Genomic DNA, 20,936 nt, shown 5'->3' on the forward strand with positions numbered 1-20,936 from the left:
GGTACCGCCATCGCCGTCAGTGACACTGATGCCGACGGTGCGGGTCGCCAGACTCGGATTGGTCGCCGCGCCGTTGTCGTAGGTCAGGTTGCGCAGCAAGGCGGCCACCGCGGCCGGGGTGGCGCTGCCATTCAGCGAGACACTCAGGTCGCTGCCGTTGGCGCCGCCGCTGAAGGTGCCGATCTGCACCCCGCCATAACTGACCGCGCTGCCACTGACACCGATCTGCCCCACCGCAACGCCCTGATTGCGAATGGCCAACAGGTCTTCGCCACTCGCCTGGTTGGCGCTGATGGCGACCAGCACCGTGCCGCCATTGAAATCGGCCGAGTCACTGTCGAGCACCGTCGCGTCGCCGCCCACATCCAGCAGCACCGGACCAGCACCCTCGCTGAAATTGGCAGCGTCGCCATTGAGGTTGTTGACTACCGGGGCCACGTTGGGCGCAACGGCAACGGCGATGGCGATATCGTCGATCCAGAACTGGATGTCCGCCGAGGCGTCCGCCTGGACGATCCTGAAGGCGTCGATGAATTGCCAATCGAGGTCGCCATCGAGGCTCGGATCCACCGCGGTGACCGTCGAGTCCTGCGGGGCGGTAAAGGCGTAGCTGGCCACTTCCACCCCGTCGCGATAACCGACGATCTGCAGATCGGGCAGCATCAGCCCTTCGTTGGAGACCACAAAGGACTCCAGCGCAAACTCCTCCTGCGTGGTCGCGGAAAACTGCACCGCGCTCACCAGGCCATAAAAGCCGTTGATCCGCAGGGCCTGGTCGCTGCCGCCGTCCAAAATGATCGAATCGCCGGCGTTGGCCGAGACGTCCAGGGTGTTGTCGATACCGTCAACCGCCACATTCTGGTCCGCCCCGTCCAGCAGACTGACGGTCCAGCCATTGATCACCCGCGGGCTGTCACCAAAGCTGTAGCCATTGCCATCGACGGCCACCCCGTCGAAGGTCTCGCTGACCGGCGCCGCCAGCAGGGCCTCGACGTCCAGCACCAGGGCCGGCCCATCGATCGCCCCCGTCTGGCGCTCCAGCACCCAATCACCACCCAGGCGCGCGGCACCGGTGGCATCGCTGGAGGCCGCGACGTCCGCCCCGGTCAAGCGGACCATGCCCTCGATCAAGGCCTGCCCGGCGTCAGCCTCGCCCGCGTTGCAGCCATAGAGCAGGATATCGCCGTCGGCCGTCAGGGCCGCACCGATGTCCGCGAGGGCCTGGGCATGCTGATCCAGACGCTGGGCGTCCAGCCAGCCATTACCGACCCTGACCGCCCCCTCCTTGCCGTGGGACAACAAGTGCACGGCATCTAGGCCAGTGCGGCCCTGCAGGTAATCGGCCATCTGTTGCAGGCCATCACGGGCCGGGTCGAGCACCACCACCTCACGGTCAGCGGTGGCCGGCAAGGCGGCCAGCACTTGTTGAAGGTTTTGCACCTGACCGTCAACGAACACCACCTCCTGGCGCGGCTCGCCGGCCACCGCGGACGGCGCCGGGGCCTCCTGGACAGGGTCGGCCGGGGCTTGCTCGGCCACCGTCGCGGCAACGGCGCCGTCGAACATCATTCGCGGCTCGAGGGACAGGGCCAAGGGCGTACGGCGCTGCACGGGCGGGACTCGAACCTGGGTTTCTCCCTTACCGCGGAAAAGGTCGAGTAACTTCATGGTATCGCTCCGTGTGGCGCCGGACCCGCTCGGCCCAAACAATTGTAAAGAGCCACTATCGCGTGTTTTCAGAACCCTGACAAATAACCACTGGCCGGCTCCGGACCGCGTAGCACTTCGGCCCTGGCGGAGAGCAGAAGGCCACGACTATCACGTCATCCCTGCGCCCTGCAGGCCCCGTTCAAAACCCGCTCTCACGTACCCCCAGCGCCGCCAGGCGCCGCCAGACGGCAAGCAGAATCGACTCGCGCCGCCCGTGCACCTCGACTACCCCGCGCAGGGGCTGCAGAACCGCCGAAGGCGTATCGACACTCAGCTGGACGGCGTACTGCGCCTGCAACGGTCGGGCACGCTGTTCCTCATCCCGGCGAACCGCCAGTGGCCCGCCACGGTCGGAGGCCAATGCTTCATGCTCCAGATAGGTTGCACCGGTGGCGGCAATGTTTTGCAGGTGCACGGCCAGGCGCTCCCGGGCGGGATCGTCGGCGATAAAGTAGCCGGCCGCCCCCGCCTCGACCCGCCACAAGTCACTTTCACGCAGGTAACCGCGCAGCCGCACTCCACCGGCGACCACCCGTGCCAGTACCAGCTCCATGGCCAGCCAGCGGCCGGCGTGCAGCTCGTCGGGCAGATCCCGCACCACCCCGGCGTAGGGCGCCCGCACCAGCAGGCGCTCGCGCTGGGCGGCCAGCCCACGGTATTCGGCCAGCGCCTGGGCCAGGCGCTGCTCGAGGATGCCCGCGTCCGCGGCGGTCTCGCTGCGGCCGGCCTGACGGCGCAATTGCAGCTGCAGGATCTCCACCTCCTGGCGGGCGATCACTTGGCGGTACTCCAGGTCCGGCGACTCCAGCTCCAGCAGCACCTGACCGGCCTCGACCGCCTGCCCCTCGGTCACCCGCAGCTGCTTCAGCCGCGCCGCCACCGGCGCGTGCAAGGCCGCGACCCGTGTCGCCTCGAGCAAGGCCGGCAGTTGCACGGCGCCGCGCCAGGGCAACACCAGCACGGCCAGCGGCAGCGTCATCAGGGCCAGCCCAAGCAGCAGGCGCAACGGCTGCACCTGGGAGCGGCGCTGCCACCACTCTCCCAGTTCACGCAGCACCGGCAGCGCGATAAACCAAGCCAATTCAACCACCATCAGGAAAATGCCCAGCAGCTTGAAGAACATCAGGTAGACCGCCAGGGCGATGCCGAAAAACAGCACCGCGCGCCAGAGCCAGGCGCTGTAACCCCAGAGCAGCAGTCGCCGCTGCAGCCTGGGCGGCAGCGATTCGGGGGCCGGTTCGCCGTAGTCGAACAAGGCCTCGCGCAGGCGCCAGCGGCACAAGGCGAAGGCCCGCCCCTGCAGGTTGTCCACCCCCCACAGGTCGCTGAGCAGAAAATAACCATCGAAGCGCAGAAACGGGTTGAGGTTGATCAACAGGGTGGTGATCCAGGTGGCGCTGGCCAACATAAAGGCCGCCGTGCGCCAGGGCCCATCCGGCAGCAGCGACCAAGCCAGCAGGGCGACACAGGCCAACAACAGCTCGGCGAGGATGCCTCCGGCGCCGATCAGCAGCCGCGAGCGGCGATCATTCACCCGCCAGGCATCGCTGACATCGGTGTAGAACAGCGGAAACAACACCATAAAGGCCAATCCCATGCTCTGCACCCGGCAACCCGCGCGTTTGGCCATATAGGCGTGGCCGAACTCGTGGCAGAGCTTGGCGAACGTCAGGGCGATGCCAAACGCCAGGGCACCGCCCAGGCTGAACAGATGCGGAAAAGTTTCGACGAAGCGCTGCCAATCACGGGCGACCAGAAACAGACCGAGGGCGAGGGTCAGCGGCAAGCCCACCCGCAGCAGGGCGCCACCATGGCGCCGTAGCCAGGGCCAAGTGCGGTTGAGAAACGGATCGGGACGCCATAGGGGAATGCGAAAGAACAGGTATTGATGCAGCACCTGGGTCCACAGGCTCTGGCGCTGGGCGGCGGCCTTCGAGGCATAGCTGGCGCGTTGTTCGGCGTCCAGGCCGGCGACTAGGTCGTGACCGCGCAAAAAGCGCAGCAGCGTTTCCAGGTCTTCACCAACCACGGGGTCGCCCGGTTCGCGGTTGGCGGCCGCCAGCACCTGCTGCGGCTCACCGAGGGCCCAGTGGCGCAGCAGGCGAATGGCCGCGCCACCGAGCTTGAAATACCGTCCGCGCAGGGGATCGGCCAACGTCCATTGGGGCGCGCCGTTGACATTTGTCGCCGCCGGCGACAACTGCAGATCCGCACGCAGCTCAGGCAGGCGCATCAGAGCCCCACGGCCTGACGTAATGCAGCCAGTGGTCGGCGCAGCAGGTAGAGCGCCAGTGGTACCCGCTCACCGTACAGCTTGGCGGTGCCACGCAGGCCGATGCGCGGCACCGCATCGTCAAAGCGAGCGTCCAGCCGGTACGCCAGGTGCCCGCCGTCGGTCAACTGGGCTTCGTAGGCGGCGCGCGCCAACCGCGCCGGGTGGCGGTGCAACGGGTCGCTGTCGAGGAACACCGCGACGGGCGCCGCGGGTTGCAGCTCGATCGCATCACCGACCGCCAGCTCGATGCGCACTTTGCCTTGCTGCGGATCGGCAATCACCATCAGCCGCTCGCCAGTGCGCACCGGCTTGCCGCGCCAGCGCTCCGCATCGGCGAACACCGCAATGCCTTCGCGCTCGGCCCGTACTTCGCTGCGCGCCAGCAAGTCGCGGGCGTAATCACGCTCGGCACGCTTCTGCTCGACCCGCGCGGCCAGCAGGTCCAGGCGGGCGCCGGACTCGGCGTCGGCAAAGGCGCGTTGCGCGGAGCCGCGATGCTCGGCCTCCGCGACCGCCAGGGTACGCTCAGCCACGTCGGCCTGGGCCCTGAGGCTGGTGGCGTCGAAGCGCAACAGCAGATCACCCGGCTTGACCGGCGCGTTAGGTTCGACCAGGAACTCGCTGATGACCCCATCCAGCGGCGCCGCCACCACCTGTCCGCCCAACGGCACCACCTCAGCCGGCGCCAACACCGATTGGCGTACCGGTATCAACAACACCAGCAGCGCCCCCAGGACGGCCGCCAGCAACCGCTTGCGCGGCCAGCGTCCACGCCAGCGACGAGCCGGCTGCAAGGCCAGCCAGGCGTGCGCGTAGCTGTCGCCCAACTGCTCCAGCAAGGCCTGCTCGGCGCCGCTCCAAGGTTGCTCGCGGGCCAGCCAGAGGCCGCCAAAAGGCGCGCCGCCGCGCTCGCGCAGCGGCAGCCAGTAGACCTCCACCGCCGACAGCGCCTGCGCCTCGGCCAGGGCGGCGGCATCCAAATGGTGCAACTCGACCACGCCTGGCTCGGCCAGGCGCTGTTGCTTGAGCAGCTGGCCGCAGGCGCGCTCGACAAAGGCCACGAACGGCGCATGGGGCTCGACCTGACTGACGCCCGTCAACGCCCGTACCCGACCACCAATCAGCAACGCGGCATGGCGAAAACCGAACAGTCCCTGACCATCATTGACCAGACAATAGGCCAGGCTGTCACTGTCGGCCGCCGCACGCGCCTGGCGCTCCAGTGTCAGGAAATGGGCGAATAAACGCTCAGCCGCGGAAGCCACCGGGGCGTTCATGGCGCATCCGCAAAGTGCGCACTGCCACTCATGCCGGTGAGCAAACCGGTGACGGGCTGATTCAGCTCGCCAATCAGCAGCAGCGTCTGGCTACCCTCATCGATGCGCGCGCCCAGGCGTTTGATACTGGCGGCCAGCGGTTGGCCCGTCTCGTCAGGGGTGAAGCTGAATGCCTGACCTGGCACCAGTTTACCCAGCCAACTGGACGGCACCAGCAGATGGATTTCCAGGCTGCGGTTGTCGACCACCTCCAACAACGGCGTACCCGCGGCAACGCTTTCGTGGGGCTGCGCGCGGCGCTGCACCACCTGGCCATCGAAGGGGGCGACGATGTTGCAGCGTTTGACCTGCACCTGATAGACCTGCGCCTCGGCCTGGGCCTGGGCCTGCCGCGCCTCGGCCAGCGACACCTCAAAGCGCCCAACCGAATTCAGGGCAGCCAGTTGCTTTTTGTGCGCCAGTTCTTCACGGGCAGCACGCCCGGCGGCCTGGGCGGCATTCAACTGTGCCTGATAGGCGCTGCAGTCAAAGCGCACCAGCATCGCCCCCTGGCTGAACCGCTCGCCCTCGCGAAAGGGTAGTTCGAGGATGCGCCCGGCCAGTTCGCTCGACAGCAGCGCCTGGTCGCGCGCGCGCAAGACCCCTCGTGCCTCGGCAGCGGTGCCGGCTCCGACGCCCTCTGCCGGAGGAGACGGGGACGTCAGCGGATCAGCGGCCGTCACCGCTTGCGCCGCGCCCACCGCGCCGACCCAGCAAACCGCCCAACACAACCCGATGAACCGCTGCATGCGCGCACTCCATGCCTGACTGACGAGGATCTGTAGGTTACACGAGCGGCGCCATGAATCCAGGCGGCCGATGGCCGTTCATTGGCGCCAGCACTCGGCCTGCCAGGGTCAAGGATGACAAAACCTTCAAGCCCGTAGCGCGTTCTGAACTATGCTGCCCCCAATGCTGGAAGGCCGCCTGTTGGCGCCCCAGGGAAGCTCACAGGGAGCGCTTCACGTGCAACCCCAGGACCCACTCAATGCCTTGGCGCTGGAGCATATGCCGGTTGGTATTCTGGTGTTCGACCCTGGGCTACGGATCGAATACTGGAACACCTTTATTGGCCAACGCACCGACTGCCCATTGGCCAAGGCGCTCGGCGAGCCACTGACCAAAGTCTTCGCCGACGCGGACAGCGCTCGCTTGCAACAGCTGTTGGCGCAACAGCAAAGCGCGCAACAACCGGTGTTTTCGCTCTGGCGCGAAGCGCCTTGCCTGCTCCAGCTGACCCCTCCGCAAGGCCAACTGCGCAGGCTGCAAAGCACCCTGTTATTCGCCTTCGCCGATCGCCAGAACCAGTTGCATTACTGCCTGGCCCTGCTGGACAGTTCATCGGTCGACAGTGCTCCCTACTTGCAGGCCGCGCTGCGCGCGCTGGCTGGCAAACAAATCGAACAGAGCCTGCTTATCGACAAGCTGGAACAGGCCAACAATCAGTTGCTGCAGTCTGAAAAGATGGCCGCCATCGGCCAACTGGCAGCCGGCGTCGCCCATGAAATCAACAATCCGATCGGCTTCGTTTCGTCCAATCTGCGCACCCTGGGCGAGTACGTGCACCAAATGCTGCAGATTATCGACGGTCTGGACAGCACCAGCAGCCTGGACGAACTGCGTCAACTCAAGCAGGACCTCGAATACGACTACATGCGTGGCGATATCCAGGCCCTGCTCGGCGAGTCTGAAGATGGCATCCAGCGCGTGCGCAAAATCATCACCTCCCTCAAGGATTTTTCCCACAGGGATGCCGATGAGTTTGCCTTGGCAGACCTGCACCGCGGCATAGAGACCACGCTCAACGTGGTTGCCAACGAGCTCAAGTACAAAGCCGAGATCATCAAGGAGTACGTCGCGCTCCCCGAAGTGGAGTGCATCGCTTCGCAGATCAACCAAGTGGTGATGAACCTGCTGGTCAACGCCGCGCATGCCATCGAACGCTTTGGCCGCATCACCATTCGCACCGGACTGCTCGATCAACAGGTCTGGCTGGAGGTCGAGGACAGCGGTCGCGGTATCGAGCCGCGCCTGCTCAACCGGATCTTCGAACCTTTTTTCACCACCAAACCGGTGGGCAAAGGCACCGGCTTGGGGTTGTCGCTGTCGTACAACATCGTGCAAAAACACCATGGCCGTATCGAGGTATTCAGCCAACTCGACCAGGGCACCCGCTTTCGGATCTGGCTGCCCCTTCGCCAACCGCAACTGGAGAGCTTGCCGGAAGACCCCACGCGAGGCTGACGCCCCCGGCCCTTAGCCTTTAACGAGTTGAAAAATCAGTAAAATCACACGCCGGGCTTCACCTTGCGCGCCACTTCTGGTACAAAGACAGCCGCTCAAGCGGGCGTCGTATAATGGCATTACCTGAGCTTCCCAAGCTCATGACGAGGGTTCGATTCCCTTCGCCCGCTCCAGTTTTGCACGAGAGCCGCCCAGCCGGCTCTTTTCTTGGCTACCGTTACAGCAAGGTCCATGACTTTGCGTGTGGCCAAAAACCCACTGACTTGGGTAAACAACGTGACCAAAGACGAACTGCGCGCCGAACTCGAGCGCCAGGCGCAGCGTTACACGGAAGTCAACGGCGGGGAGATCATCACCTACGCCGCTCAACCGGAACCTGAACGCAAACCCTGGCGCAAAAAAGCCAGCCCCCTCGACCAGGCGTTCGAGAGGGAGCTGCAGCAAATTGAAAAAGAACAGGCGAGCAAGCCCGACCCGGCTGACGACTGAGCTGCCGAATTAGCGCCGCTTGCCACCCAGCAGCGACCCCAGCAAGCCGCGCACCAGTTGCCGCCCGAGCTGGTTGGCGGCCTGGCGTACGGCCGTCTTCATCAATTGACCGGCCAGGTCGCCGAGATAATCACCGGCCTGCTCGCCCAACCCAGGCTCCGGTTTTGTCGCGGCCGGGGGCGCTTTTACGCCCTCGTCAGGCAGGGCCTCGGCCTGCCGCGCATTGAGCATCTCGTAAGCGGATTGCCGGTCAATGGCTTTGTCGTAGCGCCCGGCCTGAGGGGATTGTCGAATCAACTGGGCTCGCTCAGCCTCGCTCAACGGCCCTATCCGCGACTGGGGTGGCGCGATCGCCACGCGCTGGACCATGGCCGGCGTACCCTTATCCTCCAAAGCACCGACCAAGGCCTCCCCCGTTCCCAGCTCGGTAAGGACTTGCAGGCAATTGATGGACGGGTTGGGACGAAATCCCTCGGCCACCGCGCGCAACGATTTTTGTTCACGGGCGGTGAACGCCCGCAGGCCATGCTGAATCCGCAACCCCAATTGCGCCAACACCTCGTCCGGCAGGTCAGTCGGCGACTGCGTGACGAAGTACACCCCCACCCCCTTAGAGCGAATCAGTCGCACCACTTGCTCAAGGCGCTCTTGCAACGCCTTGGGCGTATCGGCGAAGAGCAGATGCGCCTCGTCGAAAAACAAGGCCAGTAAGGGTTTGTCCGCATCACCGCGCTCAGGCAATTGCTCGAACAATTCCGCCAGCAACCACAGCAAGAAGGTCGCATAGACCTTCGGCGCCTGATGCACCAGGCGACTGGCATCGAGCAGGTGAATACGCCCGCGCCCGTCGGCTTCCGGGCGCAGGATATCCTCCAGGCGCAGCGCCGGCTCGCCGAAGAGCGCCTCAGCGCCCTGCTGCTCAAGCGTCGACAGGCGTCGCAACAATGCCTGGCTGGAAGGTTGAGTGAACAATGCCTGGTCGTCGCCAAGCAGCTCGGCATGGTCCTTCAGATGAATCAGCAGGGCCTTGAGGTCCTTCAGGTCCAGGAGCAGCAAACCTTCGCGATCAGCCACCTGAAACGCGGCGTACAGCGCCGCCTGCTGGCTATCGGTGAGCTCCAGCAAATTGCCCAGCAGCAGCGGCCCCATTTCACTCAGGGTGGTGCGCAGCGGATGACCGCTGACACCCTGTACATCCCAGAGCGTGACCGGGTAAGCCTGGGGGCTATGGGTCAACCAGGGCATGCTGGCGATGCGCTCAGCCACCTTGCCCTGGGGCGCGCCTGCAGCGCCCAGACCGCAGAGGTCACCCTTGATGTCGGCGGCAAACACCGCGACGCCGGCATCGCTGAACGCTTCGGCCAGACGCTGCAGCGTCACCGTCTTACCGGTTCCGGTGGCCCCGGCGATCAAACCATGCCGATTGGCCAGACGCAGGGTTTGCGCGATCGGCTGGCCGAGCGGATCAGCGCCGAGCAGCAACTGAGGGATCAACGACATTTCACGTGCTCCTGGGTTAAAGCTTTATGGCAACGGTGCCGACACACAGAACATCGCCCGATCTCCAGATCAGCGCAGCTCAGCTCAGCGGGCCAGACGCCTATCGAACCTCAACGGATGCAGCAAACCATGACGAAAAACTTGAAGTTCAGCCACAAGATTCTGCTCGCCGCCTCCCTCGTGGTGATTGCCGCGTTCTCGCTGTTCACCCTCTACAACGATTACCTGCAACGTAACGCCATTCGCGACGATCTGGAAAGTTACCTGCAGGAGATGGGCAACGTCACCGCCAGCAATATCCAGAACTGGCTGTCGGGGCGCATCCTGCTGGTGGAAAGCGCCGCCCAATCGGTGGCCAACAACCCGGCCGATGACGCCCTGGTGAATCTGCTGCAACAGCGCGCGCTGACCACGACCTTTGCCTTTACCTACCTCGGCAAGGCCGACGGTGGGTTCACCATGCGCCCGGAAAGCGCCATGCCGGCCGGTTACGACCCGCGCACCCGCCCCTGGTACAAGGATGCCATCAGTGCCGGCGGCACGACCCTCACCGAACCCTACATCGACGCGGCGACCAGCGAGCTGATCATCACCATCGCCACCCCGGCAAACGCCGCGGGCGTGGTCGGCGGAGACCTCAGCCTGCAGACGCTGGTGCAGATCATCAACGCCCTGGACTTCGACGGTATCGGCTACGCCTTTCTGGTGAGCGCCGATGGAACCATCCTGGTGCACCCGGACAAGAGCCTGGTGATGAAAAACCTGCAGGATGTCTTCCCCGCCCAGACGCCGCGGATCAGCAGCGAGATCAGCGAAGTCGAACAGGATGGTGCTACCCGTATCCTCACCTTCAGCCCGGTCAAAGGCTTGCCTTCGGTGACCTGGCACGTGGGCCTGAGCATCGACAAGGCCAAGGCCTATTCCATGCTCAGCGAGTTCCGCACCTCGGCTGCCGTCGCCACCCTGATTGCCGTGGTGCTGATCATCCTGCTGCTGAGCATGTTGATCCGCGTATTGATGCAGCCCCTGCATGTGATGGGCAAAGCCATGCAGGACATCGCCCAAGGTGAGGGCGACTTGACCAAACGCCTGGCCATCCAATCCCAGGACGAATTCGGTGCCTTGGCGGCCGCCTTCAACCAGTTCGTCGAGCGCATCCATGCCTCCATTCGCGAGGTCTCCTCGGCCACCGCACACGTCAATGAAGTGGCCAAGCTGGTGGTCAACGCCTCGAACTCGTCGATGATCAATTCCGATGAACAGGCCAGCCGCACCAATAGCGTGGCGGCGGCCATCAACGAACTGGGCGCCGCCGCCCAGGAAATCGCGCGCAACGCCGCACAGGCGTCCAATCAGGCGTCCGACGCCCGGCATCAAGCCGAGGACGGGCGCCAGGTGGTGCAGAAGACCATTCAGGCGATGAACGACCTGTCCGGCAAGATCCGCGCCTCCTGCAGCAACATCGAAACCCTCAACGGCAAGACCGTGGATATCGGGCAGATCCTCGAAGTGATCAAGAGCATTTCGCAGCAAACCAACCTGCTGGCACTCAATGCGGCGATCGAGGCGGCACGTGCAGGGGAAGCGGGACGCGGCTTTGCCGTAGTGGCCGACGAGGTACGCAACCTCGCCCATCGCACCCAGGAATCCGCCCAGGAAATCCAGAAAATGATCGAAGAGCTGCAGGTCGGCTCCCGGGAGTCGGTGACCACCATGACCGAAAGCCAGCGCTACAGTGAAGAAAGCGTAGAAATAGCCAACCAGGCCGGCGAGCGCCTGGGCAGCGTGACGCAGCGAATTGGCGAAATCGACGGCATGAACCAGTCAGTGGCCACCGCTACCGAAGAGCAAACCTCGGTGATCGAGTCGCTCAATATGGACATCACCGAGATCAACACACTCAACCAGGAGGGCGTGGAAAACCTGCAGGCGACCTTACGCGCCTGTGGCGACCTGGAACAACAGGCATCGCGCCTGAAACATCTGGTCGACAGTTTCCGGATCTAATCGATGCCCCGCCCCGCCTGGCTCTGCGATCCCGGCGCGGCCGCCGGGTCGGCGCGCTCATCGGTCGCGCCCGGCGGCCCATGCAGGCGTTGCCACAGCGCCGCGGCTTCAGCAAATTCACTGCCCGACTCATCATCCAGCGCCGCAGGATCATAGCGCCTGACACAGCCTTCCCCGAGGGTCGGCGGGGCACTGGAGGTGGCGCGTTCCAATGGATCATTCATGGCAGCCCCCCAGGGCGCGCGCTAACGGTGGGCAGCGCAGAGAACGGGTCGAGCAGCACCGCACCACCCAGCCCTCGTTATACAGCACTCTGCGCCCTCTGGGCGCAAGGCGACGACCTTGTCGCTCCAAAGAGCGGGGGCCACGGCAACTCAGTCAAAGACCACGGTCTTGTTGTCATGCACCAAAACCCGGTCTTCCAGATGAAACCGCAACCCGCGGGCCAGCACCATTTTTTCCACATCCTTACCCAAGCGAACCATTTCTTCCGTGGTCTCGCGGTGAGTGATGCGCACCACATCCTGCTCAATGATCGGACCGGCGTCGAGTTCCTCGGTCACATAGTGCGAGGTCGCACCAATCAGCTTCACCCCGCGCAGGGACGCCTGATGGTAGGGCTTGGCCCCCACGAATGAAGGCAAAAAGCTATGGTGGATGTTGATGACCCGTTGAGCGAACTCGCGGCACAAGTCGGCGGGGAGGATCTGCATGTAACGCGCCAGAACCAACGCATCCGCACGGTACTCGCGAACCAGGCGTGAGACCTCGCTAAAGGCCCCTTCCTTGTCCCGCGGATCGACCGGAACCCAGTGATAGGGAATCCCGTGCCATTCGACCATGCTGCGCAGGTCGTCATGGTTGGAGATCACACAGGGGATCTCGCACTCCAACTCGTTGCTGTGCCAGCGATGCAGTAAATCAGCCAAGCAATGTGACTCTCGACTGGCCATCAGCACGACGCGCTTTTTCTGCGCCGAATCGGTAATGCGCCATTCCATGGAAAACTCCTGCGCAATGGGCGCAAAAGCCTGACGAAAAGCGGCGAGATCGAAGGGCAGGGAATCCGCGCGAATTTCATGACGCATAAAAAACCAGCCACTTTGATTATCCGAGTGATGGCTCGCTTCGGTAATCCAGCCATTATGACCGGCGAGGAAACTACTGACCTTGGCGACGATCCCGACACGATCCGGGCAAGCAATTACCAGGCGAAAAGTACGCATGAAACACTCCCACTATACGCAAAGCGCGCATTCTAACGATTGCCGGACAAAACTTCAGCAGTCCTCCGCCATCCCGCAACCGGCGCGGCAACCCAGGGCAGCACGCCGGCCAGGCCAACCACCGAGAAGTTCCTGGCATGAATTAGGACTTGAATTTAATAAGCAGGCCTCCCGCCCCTCTGCGGTTTCGGCAGGATTGCGTAGCGACCCGCTGATTAGTTGAGCGCTTTTCTACACGTCCGCTGCAAAATGACAGCACCGAGCTATTGCATTCAAATGCGACAAATTCCTTCAAACATGTTTACTTGCCCAAAGCGCCTGACTATTATTGTCAACACTTAGCCCCCATCCAAACTCTCAAGGTACAGCACATGTCGTTGATCAATGAATACCGCGCCACCGAAGAAGCCATCAAGGAACTGCAAGAGCGCCTGCAGAACCTGTCGCAAGACGACAAGCTGAAAAAAGAGCTGGAGTTCGAAGGCAAGCTGCGCACCCTGATGGGCGAATACCAGAAGTCCTTGCGCGACATCGTCGCCATGTTGGATCCCGACACTAAGGGCGGCAAGGGTCTGCGCCCCAGCAAAACCACGGGCACCAAGCGCGCGCGCAAAGTCAAACAATACAAAAACCCCAACACCGGAGAAGTCATCGAAACCAAAGGTGGCAATCACAAGACCCTGAAAGAATGGAAAGCCAAGTGGGGCTCAGACGCAGTTGAAGGTTGGGCGACCCTGCTCGACTGATTCAATCGACATCCCCCTCAAAACGCCAGCTTTGCTGGCGTTTTTTATGGGAATTTTCCTGGCTGAAAGCACACCAGGTTATTACAGCGAATAGCGCAACCTTAAGTGTTGCCCATACTCGCGCCATGCCAACAGCACAGACGGCGCGCCACCATCAGCGCTATCGAGCATGTGCTGCAGCTCCGCCTCGAACCCAGCCAGCGTATTGGGAGCCCCGTACTCCGATGCGCTCAAGCGCCGTCGGCAGAACTCATGCCACTGCTGTGCCTCCGCAGCGCTGAGGGTTTCCGGAAAGTTGCGCGCCCGATAGCGGAAGAACAATTCCGGGAGACGAGGATCGTCAAAAGGCCATTCTTCCTGAGCCAAACGCTGGGGTTCAACGCAACGCACCTGGTCGCAGAGACGCCGATCCCGATCCCCCAGAAAACCGTCATACAGACATTGCTCAGGGTCCTCGCTTGGCACAAAATCCCCCTCGCTGTATAAACCGGGCAGAGTATCCCGCCACCCTGTCTGCTCCTGCACGATGCGCTCGGCCCTGCGCGTGCAATTGTTCAGGTCAATATTCAGACGCTGCTGGTCCTGCACCCTTAATATCTTCAACGGCAACACAACCGGGCATCGATTGACGTGGAGCAACTTCAGCGGTACTGGCCGCTCCCCCGCCTGCAATTGATCGCGCGGGAGATAAAGCCGTCGCCGCAACTCTTCGACCTCCACCCCCAGCCAGTCCGCTGGGTCGGCTTGCAAATCGCAAACAATCAGGGCATTGCGGTTACGCGGGTGCCACGCGAGCGGCAGTACCACCGACAGGAACGAACGCGCGGCTGAATAGCGCCCCGATACATGCACCACGGGTTGCAGTAAGCGAATTTCGTCGAGCACCCGGGATTTGCTGCGCAGCCGATAAAGGTGTTCGAAGAGCTTAGGCTGTTGGTCGCGCACCAAGCGCGCCAATGCAATGGTGGCACGCACATCGAAAAGGGCGTCATGCGCTTGCCCATGGGCAATCCCATTGGCCGCGGTCAGCCCCTCCAACTTCAGGCTGAGTCGCCCATCAACCTGTGGCCACACAATGCCCTCTGGACGCAAGGCGTAAGCCGTACGCAACACGTCGATAAGATCCCAACGACTGTTACCCCCCTGCCATTCGCGGGCATAAGGGTCGAAAAAATTACGATAGAGGCTGTACCTTGTCACCTCATCGTCAAACCGCAAGCTGTTGTAGCCCGCACTGCAGGTTCCCGGCAGAGCGAACTCGGCATGCAGGCGGGTCATAAACTGCGCCTCGCCTATACCCTGTTCAAGTAAACGCCGCGGCGTGATGCCGGTGATCAGGCACGCCATTGGATGCGGAAGAATGTCATCGCTGGGCCGGCAATAGAGATTGAGCGGCTCGCCTATCTCATTCAACCCCTCATCGGTGCGTATACCCGCCACCTGCAACGGGCGGTCGTTGCGCGGATTGATTCCGGTAGTTTCGTAGTCGTACCAAAAGATGCTGGAGGCCATGGACGACTCCTGACAATAAATATCGACCCAGTCTAACACTGCCCCCCACTCGTCGGGACTGCCCGCGGGGACAGCCCCCCCCCGGCTCCGCCGTCCGAGACAAGGTAGCGGCAGTCATTTCTAAGCGACTCACGCAACCTCGAGGGAACAAAATAGCGGGGCTGGTGCACGGCCGCGGACGCTGATCCTTGCTTCCTTGCCTGCCGCTGGCTAGCATCGGGCTTTAATCCATACAGTCCGCCAATGCTTTCGCGTTCCGCTGCCGTCAGCCCCCTATCCGATTCAGCTGCCTCCCCGTTGCTGGACACACGCTTTCACCTGGAAACCCCGGAAGGGGTCGACCTCACTCTGCGCCCCGCGGGCCTGGTGCCGCGCGCCCTGGCGTTCGCCATCGACCTGGTTTTTCGCGGTGTGACGCTGCTGGTGATGTTTATTCTGCTGGGCATGCTCGGGCAATTTGGTATGGGGCTGGGCACGCTACTGCTGTTTTTGGTCACCTGGTGGTACATGGTGCTGTTCGAAGTGCTGAATCAGGGCCGTTCGCCGGGTAAGCAGCTGATGAAACTGCGCGTCGTCCATGATGACGGCACCCCGATCGGCTGGGGGGCCTCGCTGACCCGTAACCTGCTGCGAGTAGTCGACCTGCTGCCGTTTGGCTACACCTTGGGCGCGCTCAGCTGCCTGAACCATCCAACGTTCAAACGCCTGGGCGACATTGCCGCTGGCACCCTGGTGGTGTACCGCGACCTACCCTCGGTTCGTCCGCAGTTGCCCGAGGCGCCGGCGCAACGGGCGCCATTTCCCCTGACCTTGATCGAGCAGCGGGCCCTACTGGGCTTTGCCGAACGGCAAGCCGGCCTTTCCAGCGCGCGCCGCACGGAAGTGGCGGCCATTCTGGCCGAGCCCCTGCAGGTCGGGGTCGACGAGGCCGAAGCACGCCTCAACGGCATCGCCCGCGGCTTGCTGGGGCACGTATGAAACAGAGCCTATTCGAAAGCCGCTACCAGGCCGACTGGCAAGGATTCGACCAGATGCTCGTTGCGCTGGAACGAGGCAAGGCCGACAGCAAGCACATGGTGGGTTTCGCGCCGGCCTATCGACGCCTCTGCCAGCACCTGGCCCTGGCCCAGGAACGGGGTTACAGCAGCCACCTGATTGATCTGCTGCAACAACTGGCAATGCGCGGCCATCAGCAGTTTTATCGCCACAACAGCCGCCTGGGCGCACAAATCATCGGCTTTGTCCTCGCCGGCTTCCCCCGCCTGGTGCGGGCCGAGTGGCCCGCGGTGGCAACCGCCAGCCTGCTGTTCTTTGGCAGCCTGTTCGGTATGGCGCTGCTGGTCTATCTCTTCCCCGACCTGATTTATAGCCTGATGGCACCGGCTGAAGTGAACAAGATGGAAGCCATGTATGACCCTGCTGCGCGTCGGATCGGACGCTTCGCCGAGCGCGGCTCGGGCGAAGACTGGATGATGTTCGGCTTCTACATCATGAACAATATCAGCGTCGGCTTTCAAACCTTCGCCAGCGGTTTGCTGTTCGGGTTGGGCAGCCTGTTTTTCCTGCTGTCCAACGGCCTGACGATCGGCGCCGTCGCGGGCCACCTGACGCAGATTGGCTTCAGCGAAACTTTTTGGTCCTTTGTCATCGGCCATGGCGCCTTCGAGCTGACGGCGATCGCGCTGGCCGGCGCCGCTGGCCTGAAACTCGGCTGGGCACTGCTTGCGCCTGGGCGACAGCCACGCGCCGAGGCGCTGCGGGTGGCAGCAGGGCGCAGTGTGCAACTGGTGGCTGGGGTAATACTGTTTCTGTTGATCGCCGCCTTTATCGAAGCCTATTGGTCGTCCATGACCTACACCACGCCCATGGTCAAGTACGGAGTGGGCGCTGCGCTGTGGCTGCTGGTCGGCGCGTATCTGGGGTTTGCCGGACGAGCTCAGCATGCGCCTGACTGACGCCAGCGTCGCCATCCGCCCACGCAACCGCTGGGAAGCCATGGACCTGGGGATCCTGCTGGCACGCCGACACGCCGGCATATTAATGGCCAGTTGGGCCCTGTTGACCCTGCCGGTGTTCACCCTGCTCAGCCTGCTGCTGTGGCGTTACCCGGCCTGGGCGATCTTCGCCTTCTGGCTGATGAAGCCCCTGTATGAGCGGCTTCCACTGTATATCCTCTCACGCGCCCTGTTCGGCGACGTGCCCAGTCTCAAGCAAGCCTTGAAGGCCCTGCCACGACTGTTGCGTCCGCAAGTGCTGGCCAGTCTGACTTGGCGTCGCCTGAGCCTGACACGCAGTTTCGATATGCCGGTCATGCAGCTCGAAGGTCTCAACGGTGCGGCCCGCACGCGTCGCCTGGTGGTGCTGGGGCAACAGGATGTCGGCGGCGCCAGCTGGCTGACTATCGTTGGCATGCACCTGGAAGGCACGTTGTATATCGGCCTTATCCTGTTTTTCTACTTTATGATCCCGCACCAGATTGAATTGGACTGGGATTGGAAAAGCTTGGCCGAAGCCGCCTCCGGAGACTGGTTGTGGCTGGAGCACCTGTCCAACCTGTTCTACGTCCTGGTACTGATCGTCTGGGAGCCCGTGTATGTGGCGTGCGGCTTTACCCTGTATCTGAACCGCCGCACCTTGCTGGAGGCATGGGATATCGAACTGGTGTTCCGTCACCTGCGTCAGCGCCTGTCCGGCGTCGCCTATGCGCTGCTCCTTGGCTTCGCCCTGTTCCTGTTACCCCCCGCCGACATCGTCTGGGCAGCTGGCGAAGCCAGCAGTTGCCCGCTGCCCATAGTCGACCCTCACGGCCCCGACGCCGATCGCCTGACCCAGCAGCCGCTGAGCAGTGCCGCCGCCCGGCAGAAAATCAGCCAAGTGCTCGACCAGGCGCCGTTCGAGAACCGTGAAACCGTCACCCGCTGGCGTTTCGGCGAGGAAGAACCGGCCGACGACAACAAGGGCTTCTTTGACAAGCTGGTCAAGTTGCTCGAATCGATATTCAAAGGCGATCGCCCACGCGACCCGGCCAAGCCCGCAGAAGCTGTCCCCCTGGTGGCCGAAACCATTCTTTGGGCGCTATTGGCCAGCCTATTGGTGCTGCTCGTCTGGCGCTACCGCGACTGGCTTAGCGCATTTGCCGGCCGTGTCGGCTTGCCAAAACGACGGCAGCGCAGCGCGCCGCAGACATTGTTCGGCCTGGAAGTGGCACCCGAAAGCCTGCCCGACGATGTTGCCAGCGAAGCCGAACGGCTATGGGAAGATCATCCCCGCGAGGCACTGGGCTTGCTCTATCGCGCCCTGCTCAGCCAACTGTTGCACCACTGGCGCCTGCCCTTGAAAGCCGCGCACACCGAAAGCGAAGTGCTGGATCTGCTGCACCGGTTGGAACAGCCTGAGCTCAGCCGCTTTGCCCAGGTCTTGACCCGCCATTGGCAAAACCTCGCCTACGGTCACAGCGTGCCGCCCAGCGCCCTGAAGCGGGGGCTGTGCGAAGGCTGGCGCCGGCTGCTCGCACAAGGAGCCACGCCATGAGCCGCCCAGGCAGTTGGGCACTGGGCGCAGGACTGGCGCTGCTGCTGGGCCTACTGGGTACCTACCTGATGCACACGGCCGTGCCCTATGAAACCACCCTTGAACACGGTCCCTCGCCCGAGGTCGCGGCCAACCCTTACCTGGCTGCCGAGCATTTCTTGCGCGGACAGGGGCGGGTGGTCAAACGCGCGGACAATTTTGCCGCACTGAGCAAGCTGCCATCCAAGGGCCAGACCCTGATGCTGCTCGGCGACCGACATCGCCTGACGCCGCGCCAGGCGGAACGGCTACTGCTATGGGCGGAAAAAGGCGGCCACCTGCTGTTCGTCGCCGCACACCAGTGGGACGACGAAACAGGTAAAAGCGGCGACCCCCTGCTCGACAGCCTGGGGATTCGACGGCAGCTGAGCAGCGAACTGGACGAGTCACAAGGCAACGAAGAAGCGGCGAGCGCCGAAATCGCCGACGAGGCAGAAGAAACAGCAGCGGGCAGCGACACCGCGCCGCTCGACAATGCCCGGCCAGCGGGCAAGGGCAAATCCACGCAGGCGCCGGCAAAAGGCCACGCGGACACCAGTGAAGCGGGCGAGGACGAGGAGGATGCCTATCCCGAACTGACCAAGATTTATTTGGAAAACGAACAGGCCCCGGCCTATTTCAACTTCGATACCGACTATCACCTCTACGATGCGCAAAACCGCGCCCACACCTGGGCCAACAGTTCCGGTGCCACGCACCTGCTCCAGCTTTACCACGGTGAAGGCCTGATCACCGTCCTCTCGGACGACGGCATCTGGCAGAACGATGAAGTTGCCAGTTACGACAACGCCTGGCTGCTCTGGTACCTGTCCCAGGACAGCGAGGTCACCCTGCTCTCCCGGGCCGACCACGATAGCCTCGGCACGTTGTTGCTGCGCAATTTTCTGCCGGCGCTGGTTGCCTGTGGCCTGCTGATCGCCCTGCTGCTGTGGCATGTCGGTCAACGTCACGGCCCCCTGCAGGCACCTACCAGCCGCTCGCGTCGCCAGCTCGAAGAGCACTTGCGCGGCAGCGCCGATTTCCTGCTGCGCCACGGTGGGCAGCACAACCTGCTGCAAGCCCTGCAACAGGATATTCAGCGCCGGGCGCGGCGCCGTCATCCCGGCTTCGAGCGACTCGCCGTTGCCGAACAATGGCAGGTGCTCAGTCGCCTCACCCGACAACCGACCGGTGCTATCGGTCAGGCGATGCGCCCTACGACCGCCAAGCGCCTCTCCGCCGCCCACTTCACCCGCCAGGTCGCCCACCTGCAAAGCCTCAGGAATGCCCTATGAGCGAACAGCCGTCAGACCCGATCAGCAGTACCGCGCCCAGCAGCCCGCCCGCCGCGGCACCCGCTACACCGGCCCGAGCACCGACGCCCCACATGGCACAACGGCAGCGGGCCAGCCAGCTGGCCCAGGCACTGCGTCTGGAGCTGCAAAAAGCCCTGATTGGCCAGACGCAGGTGATCGACGATGTACTGACGGCACTGCTCGCTGGCGGTCATGTGCTGATCGAGGGCGTCCCCGGGCTGGGCAAGACCTTGCTGGTTCGCGCCCTGGCGCGCTGCTTTGGCGGCGAATTCTCGCGCATTCAATTTACCCCGGACCTGATGCCCAGCGACGTGACCGGTCATGCCGTGTACGACCTGCAGTCCGAGCAGTTCAAGCTGCGCAAAGGCCCTGTCTTTACCAACCTGCTGCTGGCCGATGAAATCAACCGCGCGCCAGCCAAGACCCAAGCCGCGCTGCTGGAAGTCATGCAGGAGCGCCAGGTGACGCTGGAAGGGCAGCCACTGCCGGTGCCGCTACCTTTTATGGTGCTGGCAACGCAAAACCCGATCGAACAGGAAGGCACCTATCCCTTGCCGGAAGCCGAGCTCGATCGCTTCATGCTCAAGCTGCAGATGGACTATCCGCTGCTGGACGAGGAGCTGAGCATGGTGCGCCAGGTCACCCGCTCCTCCCGCGCCGACATGCTCGACGTCACCCCGCTGCGCACGTTGCTGCAGGCCAAGGACGTTCAGGCGTTGCAGAAAATCGCCAGCGAATTGCCGCTCGACGAGCAGGTTCTTGACTATGCAGTGCGCCTGGCGCGCGCCACCCGCACCTGGCCAGGTCTGGCGATGGGCGCCGGGCCCCGTGCGTCGATCGCCCTGGTGCGCGGTGGGCGCGCCCGAGCACTGCTGCGCGGTGGCGACTTCGTGCTACCCGATGACATCAAGGGATGCGCCCTCGCCGTGCTGCGCCACCGGGTGCGGCTGTCCCCGGAACTGGATATCGAAGGCCTGTCGGTCGATCAAGTGCTGCAACAGCTGCTCGACCAGGTTCCTGCCCCCCGCCTATGAAGACCCAGTACC

At 63.4% G+C, this 20,936-nt stretch carries 16 protein-coding genes, 1 tRNA gene and 2 pseudogenes; 11 read left to right on the forward strand and 8 right to left on the reverse strand.

Features of this window, described 5'->3' with window-relative positions; translation table 11 throughout:
• Positions 1–1,020: 1,020 nt before the first annotated feature.
• The 4 genes and pseudogenes from ABWY06_RS25880 to ABWY06_RS07635 form a co-directional block, all read right to left on the reverse strand.
• Positions 1,021–1,668: pseudogene (locus ABWY06_RS25880) on the reverse strand (DUF4347 domain-containing protein); the annotation flags it as partial.
• Between the two features lie 181 nt (positions 1,669–1,849).
• Positions 1,850–3,943, reverse strand: coding sequence for a site-2 protease family protein (locus ABWY06_RS07625; RefSeq protein ID WP_353924964.1), 2,094 nt, complete (start codon positions 3,941–3,943; stop codon positions 1,850–1,852).
• Positions 3,943–5,262 carry an efflux RND transporter periplasmic adaptor subunit gene (locus ABWY06_RS07630; protein ID WP_353924965.1) on the reverse strand — a complete coding sequence of 440 codons (1,320 nt, stop codon included), beginning with the start codon at positions 5,260–5,262 and terminating at the stop codon, positions 3,943–3,945. Before ABWY06_RS07630 ends, ABWY06_RS07625 begins: the two co-directional genes overlap by 1 nt.
• Positions 5,259–6,050, reverse strand: coding sequence for an efflux RND transporter periplasmic adaptor subunit (locus ABWY06_RS07635; protein WP_353924966.1), 792 nt, complete (start codon positions 6,048–6,050; stop codon positions 5,259–5,261). Before ABWY06_RS07635 ends, ABWY06_RS07630 begins: the two co-directional genes overlap by 4 nt.
• A 259-nt stretch (positions 6,051–6,309) precedes the next feature.
• On the opposite strand from ABWY06_RS07635, the pseudogene ABWY06_RS25885 reads away from it, so the two are divergent.
• From ABWY06_RS25885 to ABWY06_RS07650, 4 genes and pseudogenes are all read left to right on the forward strand, one after another.
• Positions 6,310–6,531 (forward strand): annotated as a pseudogene (locus ABWY06_RS25885) (PAS domain-containing protein); the annotation flags it as partial.
• A gap of 675 nt (positions 6,532–7,206) precedes the next feature.
• On the forward strand, positions 7,207–7,545 hold the full coding sequence (locus tag ABWY06_RS25890; protein WP_502948170.1) for an ATP-binding protein: 339 nt from the start codon (positions 7,207–7,209) through the stop codon (positions 7,543–7,545).
• 99 nt (positions 7,546–7,644) lie between these two features.
• A tRNA-Gly gene (locus ABWY06_RS07645) sits at positions 7,645–7,718 on the forward strand.
• A gap of 103 nt (positions 7,719–7,821) precedes the next feature.
• The gene (locus ABWY06_RS07650; RefSeq protein WP_353925018.1) at positions 7,822–8,034 is read left to right on the forward strand and encodes a hypothetical protein; all 213 of its coding nucleotides are present in this window, start codon (positions 7,822–7,824) and stop codon (positions 8,032–8,034) included.
• A 9-nt stretch (positions 8,035–8,043) separates the two neighbouring features.
• Here ABWY06_RS07650 and ABWY06_RS07655 read toward each other — a convergent pair whose 3' ends face one another.
• Complete coding sequence (locus ABWY06_RS07655; protein ID WP_353924968.1) at positions 8,044–9,534, reverse strand: helicase HerA-like domain-containing protein; 1,491 nt, start codon at positions 9,532–9,534, stop codon at positions 8,044–8,046.
• A 129-nt stretch (positions 9,535–9,663) separates the two neighbouring features.
• On the opposite strand from ABWY06_RS07655, the gene ABWY06_RS07660 reads away from it, so the two are divergent.
• Positions 9,664–11,541 (forward strand): methyl-accepting chemotaxis protein, encoded by a 1,878-nt coding sequence (locus tag ABWY06_RS07660; RefSeq protein ID WP_353924969.1) that lies wholly within the window; start codon positions 9,664–9,666, stop codon positions 11,539–11,541.
• On the opposite strand, the gene ABWY06_RS07665 is transcribed toward ABWY06_RS07660, so the two are convergent.
• Together ABWY06_RS07665 and purU are read right to left on the reverse strand one after the other, a co-directional pair.
• Complete coding sequence (locus ABWY06_RS07665) at positions 11,538–11,765, reverse strand: hypothetical protein (RefSeq protein WP_353924970.1); 228 nt, start codon at positions 11,763–11,765, stop codon at positions 11,538–11,540. The genes ABWY06_RS07660 and ABWY06_RS07665 overlap by 4 nt on opposite strands.
• Before the next feature lie 150 nt (positions 11,766–11,915).
• On the reverse strand, positions 11,916–12,767 hold the full coding sequence (gene purU, locus ABWY06_RS07670; protein WP_353924971.1) for a formyltetrahydrofolate deformylase: 852 nt from the start codon (positions 12,765–12,767) through the stop codon (positions 11,916–11,918).
• 371 nt (positions 12,768–13,138) lie between these two features.
• Here purU and mvaT point away from each other — a divergent pair, with 371 nt between their 5' ends.
• On the forward strand, positions 13,139–13,513 hold the full coding sequence (mvaT, locus tag ABWY06_RS07675; protein ID WP_353924972.1) for a histone-like nucleoid-structuring protein MvaT: 375 nt from the start codon (positions 13,139–13,141) through the stop codon (positions 13,511–13,513).
• An 81-nt stretch (positions 13,514–13,594) separates the two neighbouring features.
• On the opposite strand, the gene sbcB is transcribed toward mvaT, so the two are convergent.
• Positions 13,595–15,025 carry an exodeoxyribonuclease I gene (sbcB, locus tag ABWY06_RS07680; protein WP_353924973.1) on the reverse strand — a complete coding sequence of 477 codons (1,431 nt, stop codon included), beginning with the start codon at positions 15,023–15,025 and terminating at the stop codon, positions 13,595–13,597.
• Between the two features lie 243 nt (positions 15,026–15,268).
• Between sbcB and ABWY06_RS07685 the strand changes: the two genes are divergently transcribed.
• The 5 genes from ABWY06_RS07685 (at position 15,269) to ABWY06_RS07705 (ending at position 20,924) form a co-directional block, all read left to right on the forward strand.
• On the forward strand, positions 15,269–16,003 hold the full coding sequence (locus ABWY06_RS07685; RefSeq protein ID WP_353924974.1) for an RDD family protein: 735 nt from the start codon (positions 15,269–15,271) through the stop codon (positions 16,001–16,003).
• The gene (locus ABWY06_RS07690; protein ID WP_353924975.1) at positions 16,000–16,980 is read left to right on the forward strand and encodes a stage II sporulation protein M; all 981 of its coding nucleotides are present in this window, start codon (positions 16,000–16,002) and stop codon (positions 16,978–16,980) included. Before ABWY06_RS07685 ends, ABWY06_RS07690 begins: the two co-directional genes overlap by 4 nt.
• A complete protein-coding gene (locus ABWY06_RS07695; protein WP_353924976.1) occupies positions 16,967–18,556 on the forward strand; it encodes a DUF4129 domain-containing protein in 1,590 nt (529 codons plus the stop codon). The genes ABWY06_RS07690 and ABWY06_RS07695 overlap by 14 nt, the downstream gene beginning before the upstream one ends.
• On the forward strand, positions 18,553–19,869 hold the full coding sequence (locus ABWY06_RS07700) for a DUF4350 domain-containing protein (RefSeq protein ID WP_353924977.1): 1,317 nt from the start codon (positions 18,553–18,555) through the stop codon (positions 19,867–19,869). Before ABWY06_RS07695 ends, ABWY06_RS07700 begins: the two co-directional genes overlap by 4 nt.
• Positions 19,870–19,961: 92 nt before the next feature.
• A complete protein-coding gene (locus tag ABWY06_RS07705; protein WP_353925019.1) occupies positions 19,962–20,924 on the forward strand; it encodes an AAA family ATPase in 963 nt (320 codons plus the stop codon).
• The last annotated feature ends 12 nt before the right edge of the window (positions 20,925–20,936 follow it).

This window comes from Pseudomonas sp. (assembly GCF_040514055.1).
Classification (GTDB): domain Bacteria; phylum Pseudomonadota; class Gammaproteobacteria; order Pseudomonadales; family Pseudomonadaceae; genus Aquipseudomonas.

Excerpts from the sequence above, each read along its gene's own strand:
- ABWY06_RS07625 (WP_353924964.1), bottom strand. The coding sequence starts at position 3,943 with ATGCGCCTGCCTGAGCTGCGTGCGGATCTGCAGTTGTCGCCGGCGGCG.
- ABWY06_RS07630 (WP_353924965.1), bottom strand. The coding sequence starts at position 5,262 with ATGAACGCCCCGGTGGCTTCCGCGGCTGAGCGTTTATTCGCCCATTTC.
- ABWY06_RS07635 (WP_353924966.1), bottom strand. The coding sequence starts at position 6,050 with ATGCAGCGGTTCATCGGGTTGTGTTGGGCGGTTTGCTGGGTCGGCGCG.
- ABWY06_RS25890 (WP_502948170.1), top strand. The coding sequence starts at position 7,207 with ATGAACCTGCTGGTCAACGCCGCGCATGCCATCGAACGCTTTGGCCGC.
- ABWY06_RS07655 (WP_353924968.1), bottom strand. The coding sequence starts at position 9,534 with ATGTCGTTGATCCCTCAGTTGCTGCTCGGCGCTGATCCGCTCGGCCAG.
- ABWY06_RS07660 (WP_353924969.1), top strand. The coding sequence starts at position 9,664 with ATGACGAAAAACTTGAAGTTCAGCCACAAGATTCTGCTCGCCGCCTCC.
- ABWY06_RS07665 (WP_353924970.1), bottom strand. The coding sequence starts at position 11,765 with ATGAATGATCCATTGGAACGCGCCACCTCCAGTGCCCCGCCGACCCTC.
- purU (WP_353924971.1), bottom strand. The coding sequence starts at position 12,767 with ATGCGTACTTTTCGCCTGGTAATTGCTTGCCCGGATCGTGTCGGGATC.
- mvaT (WP_353924972.1), top strand. The coding sequence starts at position 13,139 with ATGTCGTTGATCAATGAATACCGCGCCACCGAAGAAGCCATCAAGGAA.
- sbcB (WP_353924973.1), bottom strand. The coding sequence starts at position 15,025 with ATGGCCTCCAGCATCTTTTGGTACGACTACGAAACTACCGGAATCAAT.
- ABWY06_RS07685 (WP_353924974.1), top strand. The coding sequence starts at position 15,269 with ATGCTTTCGCGTTCCGCTGCCGTCAGCCCCCTATCCGATTCAGCTGCC.
- ABWY06_RS07690 (WP_353924975.1), top strand. The coding sequence starts at position 16,000 with ATGAAACAGAGCCTATTCGAAAGCCGCTACCAGGCCGACTGGCAAGGA.
- ABWY06_RS07695 (WP_353924976.1), top strand. The coding sequence starts at position 16,967 with ATGCGCCTGACTGACGCCAGCGTCGCCATCCGCCCACGCAACCGCTGG.
- ABWY06_RS07700 (WP_353924977.1), top strand. The coding sequence starts at position 18,553 with ATGAGCCGCCCAGGCAGTTGGGCACTGGGCGCAGGACTGGCGCTGCTG.
- ABWY06_RS07705 (WP_353925019.1), top strand. The coding sequence starts at position 19,962 with ATGGCACAACGGCAGCGGGCCAGCCAGCTGGCCCAGGCACTGCGTCTG.